This window comes from Arthrobacter castelli DSM 16402 (assembly GCF_000430705.1).
GTDB classification, from domain to species: Bacteria; Actinomycetota; Actinomycetes; order Actinomycetales; family Micrococcaceae; genus Arthrobacter_C; species Arthrobacter_C castelli.
The window spans coordinates 40171-53990 of the sequence record NZ_AUMN01000001.1; the positions used below are offsets into that span (position 1 = coordinate 40171).

Annotated in this window: 13 protein-coding genes; 9 read left to right on the forward strand and 4 right to left on the reverse strand. The window is 63.7% G+C overall.

Going from position 1 to position 13820, the window contains the following annotated elements; genetic code table 11:
• Positions 1-15 precede the first annotated feature (15 nt).
• From H535_RS0100245 to H535_RS0100260, 4 genes are all read right to left on the reverse strand, one after another.
• Positions 16-2286, reverse strand: a complete 2271-nt coding sequence (locus tag H535_RS0100245) for a hypothetical protein (RefSeq protein WP_026817932.1) — start codon at positions 2284-2286, stop codon at positions 16-18.
• Positions 2287-2351: 65 nt separating this feature from the next.
• Positions 2352-2720 (reverse strand): DUF6507 family protein, encoded by a 369-nt coding sequence (locus H535_RS0100250; protein WP_026817933.1) that lies wholly within the window; start codon positions 2718-2720, stop codon positions 2352-2354.
• Complete coding sequence (locus H535_RS0100255) at positions 2720-3025, reverse strand: pore-forming ESAT-6 family protein (protein WP_026817934.1); 306 nt, start codon at positions 3023-3025, stop codon at positions 2720-2722. The genes H535_RS0100250 and H535_RS0100255 overlap by 1 nt, the downstream gene beginning before the upstream one ends.
• Before the next feature lie 67 nt (positions 3026-3092).
• Positions 3093-3428: a hypothetical protein gene (locus H535_RS0100260; protein WP_245580092.1), complete on the reverse strand. Its 336-nt coding sequence runs from the start codon at positions 3426-3428 to the stop codon at positions 3093-3095.
• A 258-nt stretch (positions 3429-3686) separates the two neighbouring features.
• Between H535_RS0100260 and H535_RS0100265 the strand changes: the two genes are divergently transcribed.
• From H535_RS0100265 to H535_RS0100305, 9 genes are all read left to right on the forward strand, one after another.
• Positions 3687-3983 carry a hypothetical protein gene (locus tag H535_RS0100265; RefSeq protein WP_026817936.1) on the forward strand — a complete coding sequence of 99 codons (297 nt, stop codon included), beginning with the start codon at positions 3687-3689 and terminating at the stop codon, positions 3981-3983.
• Positions 3976-5304: a type VII secretion integral membrane protein EccD gene (gene eccD / locus H535_RS0100270; protein WP_026817937.1), complete on the forward strand. Its 1329-nt coding sequence runs from the start codon at positions 3976-3978 to the stop codon at positions 5302-5304. The genes H535_RS0100265 and eccD overlap by 8 nt, the downstream gene beginning before the upstream one ends.
• Entirely contained in the window at positions 5304-6275 is a 972-nt protein-coding gene (locus H535_RS0100275; protein ID WP_026817938.1) for a nucleotide-binding protein, read from the forward strand. Before eccD ends, H535_RS0100275 begins: the two co-directional genes overlap by 1 nt.
• A gap of 1 nt (position 6276) precedes the next feature.
• Entirely contained in the window at positions 6277-10269 is a 3993-nt protein-coding gene (locus H535_RS0100280; RefSeq protein WP_026817939.1) for a type VII secretion protein EccC, read from the forward strand.
• Positions 10259-10696 carry a hypothetical protein gene (locus H535_RS0100285; RefSeq protein WP_026817940.1) on the forward strand — a complete coding sequence of 146 codons (438 nt, stop codon included), beginning with the start codon at positions 10259-10261 and terminating at the stop codon, positions 10694-10696. The genes H535_RS0100280 and H535_RS0100285 overlap by 11 nt, the downstream gene beginning before the upstream one ends.
• Complete coding sequence (locus H535_RS0100290; RefSeq protein ID WP_026817941.1) at positions 10693-11715, forward strand: DUF6177 family protein; 1023 nt, start codon at positions 10693-10695, stop codon at positions 11713-11715. The genes H535_RS0100285 and H535_RS0100290 overlap by 4 nt, the downstream gene beginning before the upstream one ends.
• A gap of 17 nt (positions 11716-11732) precedes the next feature.
• On the forward strand, positions 11733-12113 hold the full coding sequence (locus H535_RS0100295; protein WP_026817942.1) for a hypothetical protein: 381 nt from the start codon (positions 11733-11735) through the stop codon (positions 12111-12113).
• Between the two features lie 98 nt (positions 12114-12211).
• Complete coding sequence (locus H535_RS0100300; protein WP_026817943.1) at positions 12212-12538, forward strand: DUF6507 family protein; 327 nt, start codon at positions 12212-12214, stop codon at positions 12536-12538.
• Positions 12525-13814: a WXG100 family type VII secretion target gene (locus tag H535_RS0100305; RefSeq protein ID WP_026817944.1), complete on the forward strand. Its 1290-nt coding sequence runs from the start codon at positions 12525-12527 to the stop codon at positions 13812-13814. Before H535_RS0100300 ends, H535_RS0100305 begins: the two co-directional genes overlap by 14 nt.
• The last annotated feature ends 6 nt before the right edge of the window (positions 13815-13820 follow it).

Sequence of the window (13820 nt, forward strand, 5' to 3'; positions counted from 1 at the left end):
AAGCCACCTCCCAAACTAATCAAGCGTGGAAACATCGTACTCTGAAGGATCAATATCGGCCCCATCGACGACGGCCTCAGAGAAACCGGTCGGAAGCTGTCCACCTGGAACCCACTGCTCATTTGCCCCCGCCTCGTTACCAGACGGCATTCTTAGCCCGCTCTCGCCGGGCGACTCGATGTCAACACGAACTGCTCCATTTTCGAAGAACCCTTCGGGAAGTCCCAGAGCCTCTTCCATCGCCCGCGGATTCCCCCCAGTGGACTCCACGAGCGCATCAACCTCTGGCTTCGGCATCACGAACGACGTGCCGTCCCGCTGAGCGATACCGTACTTCTCGAGATTCGACTCGGTCATAAACCGAGTGGCGCCCTCTTCAAACGGGGCCAGATGCTCGGATATATACTCGGGCGACAAATAAGTAGTTGGATCAGGTCGCGTACCCTTGTCCATTGCGACGATGCGGTCACGTTCTGAGGCTGAGAGCCCGGAGTCTTGGGCCCCGCCGGCGTCATCTCCGGAACTTTCGGAATGGCTGGTTACATCCGTAGAGTTAGCGACATCGGTCGCTTCTGAACCAGTACCTGCTCCATCACCTGCGTCCACGTCACCGTCCGCGGTCTCCGTACCCGCATCCGAGTCGCCGCCGTTCGACGCTGTATCGGCATCCGAGTCAGCGTCCCCTCCGTCCGGCGCATCCGTGGCAGGCGCGCCCTGATCCGAATCGCCGCGGTCCGGCGTGCCCGTGTCCCCACCGTCCGGGGCGCCACTACCGGGCTCTGCCGTATCCCCGGCAGGAGCCGACTCCGGCCCATCCGACGAGCCACCATCAGCAGGTCCTTCACCGCCGGCAACCGGCGCACCGGCATCCGAGCTCCGGCCATCAGTCGAACCACCACTCGAGCTGCCACCGTCGGGGGAACCACCTTGGGGTCCCGTTGTGGCAGGAGCACTCGAACCACTATTGGGCCCCGTCGTACTAGCGGCAGGACCGCTTCCGCGGCCATCGGCCTGCGTATCCATCCGGGTGTTCCCGTGGTCAACCGCACTGGTGGATGGCCCTGAATCAGGAGAATCGACCCCCACGTGCGCCGGAGCCGGCTCAGGCATCGCGTCAACGCGAGGAGTCCCAGGAGCCACGTTCCCCAACTTCTGTGTGACCGAAGTGCCCAAATCCAACGACTTAATCTTCAGATCAGTGGCAAGATCAGAGACCTTCACCGTCGTGCGAGCCGCCGCCCCCAAGCCAGTGACCTTCAGCGCGGTACCGGCCTTCGACCCTGCACCGGCCACGGTAGAGATCTTCGAAGCCACAGAGCCGGTCTTCGTTACTGCCCCGGCGCCCGCCGTCAGCAGAATCGTCGCCAGGTCGAATGTGGAAGCTCCGGCAGCATAAGCAGGATCCTCCTGCCACTCATCCCAATGGATGGCAGACTTACCAACGGCCAACAATCGCTGCCCCGCTTGCTGTCTGCGCTCTGCGCCGACCGTCATCGCAAGCGCAGGATTCGATACAATGGCCGCATCCACGGCCAACGTCCCGATGCCCTTCCACGTGGTGGAGAACGTCTCCCAGTCGGTGAAGTTGACCATGTTCCACAAGCCGGTCGCGGTACCTGTGACACCGCTCCAAACGCCCTTGAAAAACGACCCCACCATGTTCAGGCCGTCCTCCCACCATGGCGCGTCATACTCACTGGGCTCGCCCCACGGAAGTTTGCCCTCGCCCGCTGCGGCATCCAACTGCTCGCCGGTAAAACCGAACTGCTTTTCTCCGGGGTCGGCACCCTCCTGCGTAGTCGGAACGTACGTGGTGCCGCCATAGATCCCGGAGATCTTGTTGGCACACGTTCGCTGAGCCGCCATGTAGTCGGCCATCAAAGCGTTGGCGTCAGAGAGGATGTCGTTATCCTCCTTGACCAGTTCCTCATCCTCTTGCCATTCATCGTCAGAAGCCTTCTGTGCCTCCACATCCCGATAACGCACCATCAGTGCGTCGTATCGAGTCTTGATGTTCTCGGCCTCACCGGCATAGGTGTCGATGGCGGCTTTCACCGTCGCAGCATCGTCCGCCAGATCCTGCCCACTGGTCTTGACAGGACCAAAGGCACCATAGACGATCGATGCCTCCGGCGCCTCATACACGCTTGGCATCTTGGACCAGGCGGTGTATGAATCCGTAGCCAAATCCTCGACCTTGTCGGCGCCGGTCTTGAATTTGTCCGCTTGTGTCCGCAGCCGCTCAGCATCAGCAATTGGCGGAAAGTTGGAAGGATTGAAACCCACGATTGTCCTAGGTCAAGGTATGAGGTCGTTCTACTGAAAGTCGACAGATAGAGGGCCCGACTGCGCTACCGGAAGTCGCCCGGCTGCGCCCCTCCGGTTCCACCCGGCGAGCTCTCCACCAGCTTCGGAGCGTTGTCCGCATTCTCTTGGGCGTTTGCAGCCATCTCCATCTGCCCCTGCCCATAGGCGCGGACGGCTTTGGCTGTCGCGTTCAACGCTATGCCGGTCCTACCCGCAATGCTCTTCATCGCCGGCGCCAGGTTTTCATCCGACAGTCCTTGCAGTGCCTTTGCAATGATGCCTGACTTGCCTGCCTCGCTGATTGCCCCCAAGGACGTCCCCATATCGGAGAACTCCGATTCGTAGTCCGTGGCGTAGCCCTGCACTTCCTGAAGGATGCTCTGGACGCCGGAAGGGTCAACGTCCCACTTCATCAGTGGATGTTTTGTACGGCAGTGCGGCCACGCTGCTGGGTGGTTCCCGCCGTCTCGTCGTTATTGAGCAGGGTCTCTTTTACCAAGCGGATGATCTCCCGCACCTCATCGGCCGAGCCCTTCCACTTCTGTTCGATGTGCTGATAGTCTTCGGAGATTCCCTCAGCGTAGAAGTCAGCCATCGCGGTGGCGACTTGCTGGTCGCGGTCACCGATCAGGGCTTCGAGCCTGCCGACAATCCCGCCGATATCGGTCTCCACCTGGGCGGAAGCGTCGGTGTCATACGAAATACGGTCCTGTGCCATCAGATGCACCTTTCATCGTTGCGTGCAGATACTCCGCACAGCAGTTGTAAGGGGTCGAAGGAAGTGCTTAGCGTCCCATGAATTTGGCAGCGTCAAAGTTTGCGCCACTCGCAGCCTGCTGCGAGTTGTCGGCCGTTTCCTGGTCGCCGGTCTGGAAGGCAACGTCCATGCCTCCCTGGCCTTCCACGATGCTGCCCAGCGCCCGGTTGATGTCGTCGGCCACGTAATCGGCCCGCTGCTTGAACTCGTCGAAACGTGCACGGCCGGAGCCGTTGAACTTTCCCTCCAGCGGCGCGACTGAATCGACCAGCTGGCGCACTAAACCGCCAAGGTCTTCATTGGATCCACTCGAGCGCTGCCGCAGTTGTGACAGCGTCTGATTGTCCATGTCGAACTTCGGCATAACAACCTCCTAAAAATCCGTACCGCGTCCGCATTCCGCCAACCGCAATTGTTGCAATCGGCACGGACGCTGCCTGAACATTCCATTACCCGGGATTCTTAACCCCGTGGTTTATATGGAATCGTGGTCCGGGTGCAGAGTCAATCGAATCGCATGGGTATAAGTACCCATGCTCTTCGCGTGTTATCAAATTGACAGGCGCGAATTGGCAATATGAGATGAAAACGTCCACCCGAACCGCCCTGCTTGGAGGTCTGAATGCCGTATGACTACGACACGCAGCTGATTGAATCAGTAGCAGTTCGCCGCACCCGGCTGACCTCCGCACTGCTCTTCGGGCAGAATCCCTTGCAACGGCGGTGGACTGACATTATCAAACTGTTCCTGTTCAGCGTGGCCGTCGCCGCGCTGGTTGCTGCCATCTGCGTCGGATATTCCTTCATCAGCAATCTGCTGGCCGAACAACGAGCCGAGCAACGCCAGCGCAGCCAGAGCGCCTCCGTCATTCAAGTGATGGACCTCCCCACTTCGGAAGTGCGTGCCATCCATGGCTGATTCCATGACACGGGTGACCCTCATGGGGTCCAGCCGCCACGTCGACCTTGTGTTGCCCTCGCGGGAGCCGGTTGGCACACTGTTGCCACAGATTCTGGAACTGCTGGATGACCAGCCGAAGGCCGACGTCGCGGCAAAGGTGCTGCTGACGCCGGGCGGCAACGAAATTGACGACGGCGATTCCCTCGCCGCGGCGGGTGTGGCCGACGGCACTGCCCTCCGGCTGCATAGTTCGGCCGACGCTCCGCCGGCCCCGGTGGTGTACGACGTCACCGACACGGTGGTGGCCGAGTCCGGCCATGTGACCGGCCGATGGTCCGTGCGCTGGCGGGAGATCGCCGCCGGAACGTTCGCCGCCGCCGGGCTGTGGGCTGCTTCGCTGTTCCTGATGCCCGGTGGTGAAGGTTCGGCGGTCTCATGGGGGCTGGTGGCCGAATCCGCAGTATTGCTGATCCTGGCAGCGGCGTTGGGAGCGAGCCGCACGGTTCCGGTTGCCGTCGCTGCTTCGCTGGCCGGGACTGGCTGGTTGATCGGTGCAAGCAGTATAGTTGACGGCCCATGGTCCGGGCCGTTGCAGGCCTTGCTGCTGGCTGCCCTCACCGCCTTCACGTTGGCTGTGTTGGGCTTCGTCGTTGAACAAGGCAGGGGCTTCTACAGCGCCGCCCTGGTGCTGGCAGTACTGCTCGCAACCTGGTCCGCGGCCGCTCTATCAACGGGCGATCCCGTGAGGGTTCCTGCCATCGCCGCTGCCGCGTCCGTGCTGGTGCTGGGGCTGCTGCCCAAGTTTGCCCTGTCATTATCCGGATTAGCCGCGCTCGATGACCGGCGCGCTCATGGAACCCTGATCCGTCGCCGGGATGCCCTGGCCTCGATCGCGGCAGCACATCAGACGCTCGTGCTGGGTGCCATCGTATGCGCGCTATCGCTTGCAGCAGGGCTCTGGTTGCTGGGCCTGGATGACGACAGCCAGGAATGGACACTGCCCTTGCTGCTGGCGCTGACGTTAGCCAACTTCTTGCGGGCGATGTCGTTTCCGCTTGCCGCCCAACGGCTGGCGCTGTATGCGGCCTCATCCATCGGCGTGCTCGCCGCCGCCAACTCGCTGATCCGTCTGTCGCCGTCGTTGTTCTGGGTGGCCGGAACGCTAATACTGGTGATCAGCCTCGTGATTGGTGCCATGCTGCTGATCCGCTTGCCCGCCCATGTCGCAGCACGGTTCAGGCTGGCCGGGAAACGGTTTGAGACGATTTCCATCCTGGCTATCATCCCGCTGCTGATAGGCCTGTTCGGAGTGTTCGGCCAATTGCTGGAGACCTTCTAATGGAACAACACAACATCAATCAGCAGGACGCTGCACGCCGCCCCGATTATAGCGGCGTGCCCGGCACCGGCTTCGAATCGGAGGTGCAGCGACGGCAGCGGCGGCTGCGCACCCGGCCAGCGGAGTCCTGGCCGAGGCGGGTCGTCCGGTCGGCGTGGGCCATGCTCGGTTCGGACGATTATCCGGAACAACTGGCCGGGGCCGCAGCCGCGGCGCAGGAGCCAATCACCACCGGGCGCAGGATCCTGGTGACCGGTTCCCGCGGTGGTGGCGGCAAGTCGACGACGGCGGCGCTGGTCGCCAGGACTTTCGCCACTGTACGGCAGGAATCGGTCGCGGGGTTGGACCTCGATCCCGGCCTGGGCACGCTCGCCCTGCGTGCCGGATCAGATAATGCGCCGTCATTGGAGGACTTCACCGGCAGGCTGCGGAACGCGGAATCGCTCGACCAGGCCGTGCTGGCGTCGCTGCTCGGTGATGCCGGCGGTGGACTCTATGTCTCGGGCAGTCGTGGCAACCGGCCGAATACCAGCGGCCCCGCCCTGTCCAATGTGTTGACCTCGGTCAGCCGGTACTTTCCTGTAACCATCTTCGACGGCCCGACGGGCATCAGGACCGAGGAATCGTCCTGGGCGCTCGCCCGTGCCCACGCCGTCGTTTTTGTCGCCCCGGCCACCGTCGCGGGAATGGAAGATCTGCGCTGGTACGCGGGGATGTGGCGCTCCAATCCGGAACTGGCGGCCACCCCGCTGCTTCCCGTGCTGACCGGGGTCGACGCCGGCGGGCCGTTTGATCCTGCCGCAGAGGCAGAGACCTTCCGGCGCCAGGGTCTGGACGCGATGCACCTGCTGTATGACCGGCACCTGTCCGCGGGATTGCAAATCGACCTGCCGCTGTTGAGGCCCGACACCCGCCTGCACACCACCCGGATCGCCTCCCGGGCGCTGCAGCTGGCAAACGGGAGCAACTGAGATGAGCCAGAAGGTAGTACACCGGCCCGCCCGCTCGACCGCGCCGGCCCGCCCACTGGATCCCTATCCGCTGGATGCGCCGCCGCCGAGTGAAGGCGGCAAGGGCGGGATGAGCATGATGTCGATTGTCCCGATGCTCGGTGCCGGCCTATCGATGACCGTGATGATGCTGTTCCGCGGCTCCGGCCTGGCCGCCGTCGGGGCACTCATGATGATAGTCACAGTGATCGCTTCGCTGGTGATGCTGGTCAGCCAGCGGGGTAAGCAGGCCAGGCAGCGGCGCGAGCAACGCGAAAACTACCTCGAATATCTTGAGCGGTCCAGGAACCAGTTGCGTTCGGACGAGCGCCGTGATTACCGCAGTTCATGGATCTCAGATCCGCCTCCGGGGGCCCTTTTTGACATTCTCCGCAACCCCCGCAGGCTGTGGGAACGGCGTCGGGCGGATGAAGACTTCCTGACAGTGCGGATTGGCCAGGGCGAACGAGCCAACCGGGAACTGCCGGTCCATGGTTCGGCCAACGGGATGCAACAGACCGACACCTTCATGGTGAACGAGTTGGATATCCTGCGCGCGCGGTACTCGACGTCGCCGTCGTTGCCGCTGACCCTGCCGCTGGATTCGGCCGGAAACGTCAGCATTGTTGGCAGTCGCGAGTTCGGACTCGCAATTTGCCGGGCCCTGTTGATCCAGGCCGCTTCCTTCCATTCCCCCGAGGACCTTCATCTGGCCGTCGCGGCGGACTCGGACAGCATCGCCGACTGGCAGTGGGCGTCGTGGCTCCCGCATCTGGCCGACCAGACCAAAACGCACGCCACCGGTCCGGTGCGGCGGCTGGCGCCCGACATGAACGAACTGTCAGCCTTGCTGTCCTCCGATCTGGGTGCGCGGGCCACGGCTGCGGCCGAATCGCGGCGGAATTTCCTCAAATCCGGTCTTGGCAACACCGTTCCCCGGCTGTTGGTCATTTCTGACGCACATGGAGAACTGCCCACGGACCTGCGGCTGCCCGATAACCGGCCGGCCACGGGGCAGGTCGGCGTCACGACCGTGTTCCTGGTCAGCGACCGGAAGTTCGAGCCTTCGGAGGTCTCCGTCCGCGTCAGTGGAACCGAAGACGAGCTGCTCATCGAAAATTACCGCCGGGACCCTGTGGATCCCGCAGTCGCGACGGGAACGCTCGACGACTTGAGCGTGGCAACGGCCGAGTCACTGGCCCGCACGCTGGCACCACTGCGGCTGTCGGAGGATTCGCTTGAACACGACGCCTCTTCCAGCGCGATTGGCTTCCTGGACATGCTCGGGCTGTCCCCGCGGCTGGACCGTGCCGACATCGAACGACTGTGGCAGCCCCGCGGCGAGACGGACTTCCTGCGGGTGCCGCTGGGACCAGACGACACCGGCCGGCCGGCGATGCTGGACCTGAAGGAATCTGCGCAGTTCGGGATGGGTCCGCACGGGTTATGTGTCGGCGCGACAGGCTCGGGCAAGTCCGAGATGCTGCGTTCGCTGGTGGTTGGCCTGTTGGCGACCCATTCTCCGGAAACGGTCTCCATGGTGCTGGTTGACTACAAGGGCGGAGCAACCTTCGCCCCGTTTGAGGGCGTGCCGCAGGTCGCAGGCATCATCACCAACTTGTCTGATGACGTCAGTTTGATCGAGCGGGTCTATGCCAGCCTGTCGGGCGAAGTGCAGCGGCGGCAACAGGTACTCAAGGACGCCGGAAACCTGGCCAACATCACCGATTACCACCTCCACCGGGAGCAACGGCTGGCCGACGGCCAGCACATGGAACCACTTCCCCATCTGGTGATTATCATTGACGAGTTCGGCGAGCTGCTGACCGCCAGGCCGGACTTCATCGAACTGTTCCTGTCCATTGGCCGCATCGGGCGTTCCATCGGCGTCCACCTGCTGCTGTCCAGCCAGCGCATTGAGGGCGGCAAGCTTCGGGGCTTGGATACCTACCTTTCATACCGGATCGGCCTGCGCACCCTCTCCGAAGGCGAAAGCCGGACCGTGCTGGAGACACCCGACGCCTTCCACCTTCCGGCGGTGCCGGGCTATGGCTACCTCAAGGTCGACACCACCACCTATACCCGCTTCAAGGCCGGCTACGTCTCCGGAGCGCTGGAAGCTGTCGAAGAAGAACAGGAAGACGAGAGCGAGGAAGTGCCCGCCGTCGTCCCCGTCCCCACCTACGCCGCAACGCTGGAGTCCGCGCCCGGCACCGAGGATCAGCCCGCCACGCCGGCACGCTCGGGCGCCTCCCAACGGACCACCGGACCCACCGTGCTGAGCACCTTGGTTCAGACCCTGCAGTCCTTCCCCCGCGCGGTCGCTCCGATCTGGTTGCCACCGCTGCCGGACGGGATCGCGCTGGACACCGCCGCCGGAGGCACGAGCGCCACCAGCGCCGGACTCCGGCTCAACCAAGGTGGAAACCTGCAGATCCCGCTGGGCCTGCTGGATGATCCGGCCGGCCAATGGCAAGGCACCTGGGAACTGGATCTTGCCGCCGGTGGTGGCAATCTGATGATCGTCGGTGGCCCCCACTCGGGCAAGAGCACCGCGCTGCGCACGATTATCGCCTCGCTGGCGCTGACTCACGACCCCACGGAGGTGGGGATTTACGCTGTCGACCTGTTGGGCTCGGCACTGATGCCGCTGGAAGGATTGCCCCACGTGGGCGGCGTGGCGATGCGCACCAACCGGGAGGTTGTCCGCCGCACGGTGGAAGAAGTCCACGGGATGCTCCGGTCACGCGAGGCGCTGTTTGAGCGCCACCATATCGACTCATTGGCCACCATGCGGCGGATGTCCGCCGCCGGGAAGCTGCCGGAACTGGCCAGTGCCGACGTCATACTGCTGATCGATGGCTACGGGCAGTTGAGCGACGAGTTCGAGGACATTGAAAAGTCCGTGCATTCACTGATCGCCCGCGGCGGCGGCTACGGAATCCACGTGATCGTCACGGCAACACGGTTCAACGAAGTACGGATATCGCAGCAGAGTTTCTTCGGCAACCGGATCGAGTTGCGTCTGGGAGATCCCGGCGAATCTGCCTACGGACGGAAACTGGCCGAAGGCGTCAGCCCGAACACTCCGGGACGGGCCTTGATGGACAGCAAGCTGCAGGGGCAATTGGCCTTGCCACGGATTGACGGAGCCGCGGACGAGGACACTGCCGTCCAGGGCATGCGGGACATGGCGGCCGCAGTCACCGAAGCAACCGACGAACGCGCCATGCAGGTGCGAGTGCTGCCGCAATTGGTGGAAGCCGCTGCCGCCGAGACGCCAGGGCGGGCGGGGATGGTTCCGCTGGGGCTGCGGGAAACTGACCTGGGCACGCTGACCCTGAATATGGATTCGGCCGATCGGAACCTGCTGATTCTTGGTGACGATGAGTGCGGCAAGACAAATGCCATGCGGACGGTCATCCGCAGACTGATTGAGCAGCACACCGAAGAAGAACTGGTCTTTGCGGTCTACGATCCGCGTCGGACCCTGGCGGGCGAAGTGCCTGACGCCTATCTGGGCGGCTACGCCAATAGCGTGGCTCTGGCCGAGAAACTGTCTGCGGCGATAACGACCGAACTCGATAAGCGAGTCAATGACGACGATGGGCCGCATCCCCGGGTGGTCCTGATCATCGACGATTACGACATTCTGACCGCGGGGGGCCAGAGTCCTTTGTCGCGACTCGGATCCTACCTTCCCATGGGCCCGGAGATCGGGTTGCACGGGATCCTCGCGCGGAGGGTGCGCGGGGCCGGGCGCGGAATGTTCGAGTCTTTCTTCACCTCCTTGCGCGACTCCGGCAGCACCGGGTTGATTATGTCCGGGGATCGGGGTGAGGGCACCCTCCTCAATGGCATCCGGGCGCGGAGTCTGCCTACCGGCCGTGCGCAGCTCGTCCAGTCCGGCAAACCGCTGCAAACAGTTCAGCTGTTCCACAATGACGACGCGAACGGAGCCAGCGATGAGCAGTGATTGGGTTGTGATCAGCCGGTACGAGCAGACCCACGAGGTGCTGATCGCTGCCCTGCTCGAGGTGATGCCGGAATCCAGCATCCGCACGACCGCGGAAGAGACGGTGTGGGAGATCGTAGTGGAATCCGACGGCGGCGAGAATCCGCCCGCCCTGCTCGCGGTCGAGCTTCCCCGCCGAATACAGAACCCTGCCGAACTGCAAAGACTGCTGGAAGGCGCCGACGTCTCCGCGGTTGAGGGGGTCAGCGTGCCGCTTGTCTTTACCGAAGGCTCCGGAGGAATCCCATCCGACGAGGTGATCTGGTGGCAGGACATCCATGCCCTCGCAGACCTGCAGGTCACCGATCCACTGGCCAACCGGCTCGCCCACGCCGTTGCCGGGAGGTCGGAAGGCGCCGTCATCCTGCCACGAGGGGAGGCCGCATGAGCACAGAAGTCCCGTTCGACTTCAGCACCGGACAAATGGGCGTGGTCCACCAGGACAAATCCGTACTCCATCTCTCCCACTGGATCACCCGCGCCTACCGTGCAGCAGTGACCAGCAGCCGTGACTTTGCCGTGCTCAGTCCACCGGACGCTGCAATCACCCTTCCGCTGGACGAGCTGCTCTCCCGGCCGGGGTGCCAATGGGTGGTGGCCACTGCAGACGGCAGCTTTTTCGATGCCACCACCGGTCAGCTGTTGCAGTGGACGAACGGCGGGTTTGAATCCATTGGCGAACCTGCGAACGAGTTCCTCGCCGCGCCGGCCGGCCAGGGACACATCCGGGTACAGGCGGACACCCTGCACCCGGCCAGCGCCAACACCCGGGTAGGCAGGTTTTGCGAGCGGATCTTCACTGAACTCACCGGTGCAGCTCCCGCTGGTTGGGGGCTGGTGGAACCGGCCAGCGAACTATGGGACACCGCGGAGCTTAATGCCTATTTCCGGAACCGGGCACCGATGCCAACCACCGCCGTCGTCATCGGGGCGCCACGGCCGGGATCCGGCGCGCCGTCCATTGCCACGTTGAGCATGGAACGCAGTTCCAGGGGTGTCCATGAGATAGTCACATTCCTGGCCGAGACACCGGAACCAGTATCCGAAGGCGAGCTTGAGGGATTCGCCCGGGCTATGCACGACGCCAGGGCCCGTCATGCTGTGCTGGGGCACGGCCTGGGACATACCAATCTGAACCGACCGGCCCGCTTCACCGGGGCGACCGTCCCGGCCTGCGCATTGTTCGGGCCGGAGACGCTGGAGACAGCCGGTCCCCGCAACGCGCTCCAGCTGGCCGGTGACACTGCGCAGCTCGTGGGTGCCGGCCCCCTGACGTCCTTACTCATCACCTATTCGACGGAGCCGACGGCAGGCCGTCCGCATCCATTGGCAGCCTACGATGAACTGGTGGCCGCGCTGACGGGGGCCTCCGGGGAGAGTGACGGACACAATCTCAACGACCGGTAAACCGAGGGACTCAATAGATGGAATTTAGCGACTCCGCCATTGGCCTGCTGCTCGGCATCCCAATGACTGTCTTCGGCAGCCTGGCCTACGCCGGCCGCTGGCGCAGTTGGGTCACGATGACCGGGCTCAATCCCCGCGGCAAGACGTTCTCAGGCCTTGGACTGCTGTATGCCGGAATCGGCTTTTGCCTGGTTCCCCTCGTAGCCCTCTTCGACCCCGCCTGGGATGCCCTGCGCGTCACCCTGCTGCTGGCAGCCGTCGCCGGGATCTGGATCTTCATCATCAGTTTCTTCTGGCTGCCGGTCTTCGCCCGTCCTCGATGGCTCCGTTCCTGGGAAGCAAGGGGCTGCGACCCCCGCGAGTTTCCTGTTCCACGATTCGGCCGGCGTCGGCGCTGACCTCCGCGCAAACGGGATGGGTAGTTCGCCCCATGCCCGGCCGTGGAACCGTCCGAGACGCGTTGGTAGCGTAGTCGCTGGAAGAAGAAGGAGGATAAATGGCCAAGTGGGATATCGACGTCGCCACAGCACGAAGCATCATCTCGTCCACCGAGGATAAGCACTCGTCGTTGCCGAGAGAGAAAAGAACCCTGGGCTCGGCCATCGACAGCGCCTCGACAGCCTGCAACTCCTCACTGATCACTGCAGCGCTGGACTATGTCCGCCGCCCCGCTCTCGTCGGGCCAGCCAGCGACGCAGCGGAGCAGGCGGAAAGCGCGACCAGCAACACGGCGGCCGCCGTCGAACATTATGCCCAAGGCGACTTGGACATGGCAGCCAACGCAAGCGACAAGGCGGCGGGAGCACCTGATGGGGAATATTGATACGTCGGCGCTGACCGGTTGGGCCAGTCCGGATGCCGTCGAGACCGCAGCAGGGGACATTAAGGATGCCGGACAGGCCATACAGAACACCGCTTCAGACGCCAAGAGCACCTGGGCAGGTCTCAGCGGCGCCTATGAAGCGCCCGAACAGGAAATCGTACTGAGCGCCTTCGACGATGTCGCCACCGCCGGTGACGACGTGGAGAACGCGGCAATCACGGTCCGCGACGCGTTGATCACCTTCGCTTCCGAAGTCCGGACACTGATGCCTGAAAGAAACCGGCTCCTTGACGAGGCCGCCACGGCAAACGCCGAACCTGGAGATCCAGGCGATAACGTGCCCGGCACTCCGAACTATGCTGGCCAGATTTCAACGCTGGCGGGTAAATACAAGGCGGCTGAAGACACCTGCGCCAGCACAATACTGGGCGCGCATCCGTCTTGGAAGGGTACCGCAGCCAGCGGTCCGGGGATACTCGGCACTCCCCTTGTCGGCATGGGCTATTCTGTAGGCGAGGGGATAGCGAAGAGGACGCACCGTTCTCCCCTCTGGGTGCCCAAGCCAGGTGCTTCCAAGTTCGACCCCGTGCCGGGCGCCCCCAAGTTCGGCACGGGGTGGGACTCCCGCCCGGGGAATGTCCCCAGGATCGCCCCCGTACAGGATCTCCCCAAGCTCGGCCCTACCTCGGGTGCGCCCAACCCGCTGAGGCTTGACAACGCGCGCGTCGACTATGTGCATAACGGCACACCCTACACAAAAGTGGGCGGAATCTACTTGGAAACCGGACGGGCTACCGTGCGGTCCAATCCCCAACCAATCAAGGCGAATTCGCATTCGCGTCCGACGAAGATAGTGGCCGACCCTTCAGTCGCGAACACTCCCCGCTGGGCCAAATTGGGCGGAAAGGGACTGGCAGGGGTTGGTACCGCGATGACCTTGTGGGACGCAGGGGCTTCGCGCTGGCGTCAGGACCTCGCCGAGCACCCCGACTGGGGAACCACCGAACGTACCGTCAGCGCCGCCACCGACGTCGCCGTCGTCGGCGGGGCAGCAGTGGCAGGGGCAGCGGCCGGTGCCAAGGTCGGCGCCATGGTCGGCACGGCTATCGGTGGGCCGGTGGGACTCGCCGTCGGGGTTGTCGTTGGCGCCGGCCTCGGTGCTGTCGGTGGGTGGATCGGCAAGGAGTTCGGCGAGGAGATCAGAGAAGGAATCGACGGGGCCGTTGATGCCACGGCCGAAAAGGCAGGAGAACTATGGGACTCCCTGTGGGGATAAGCCGGA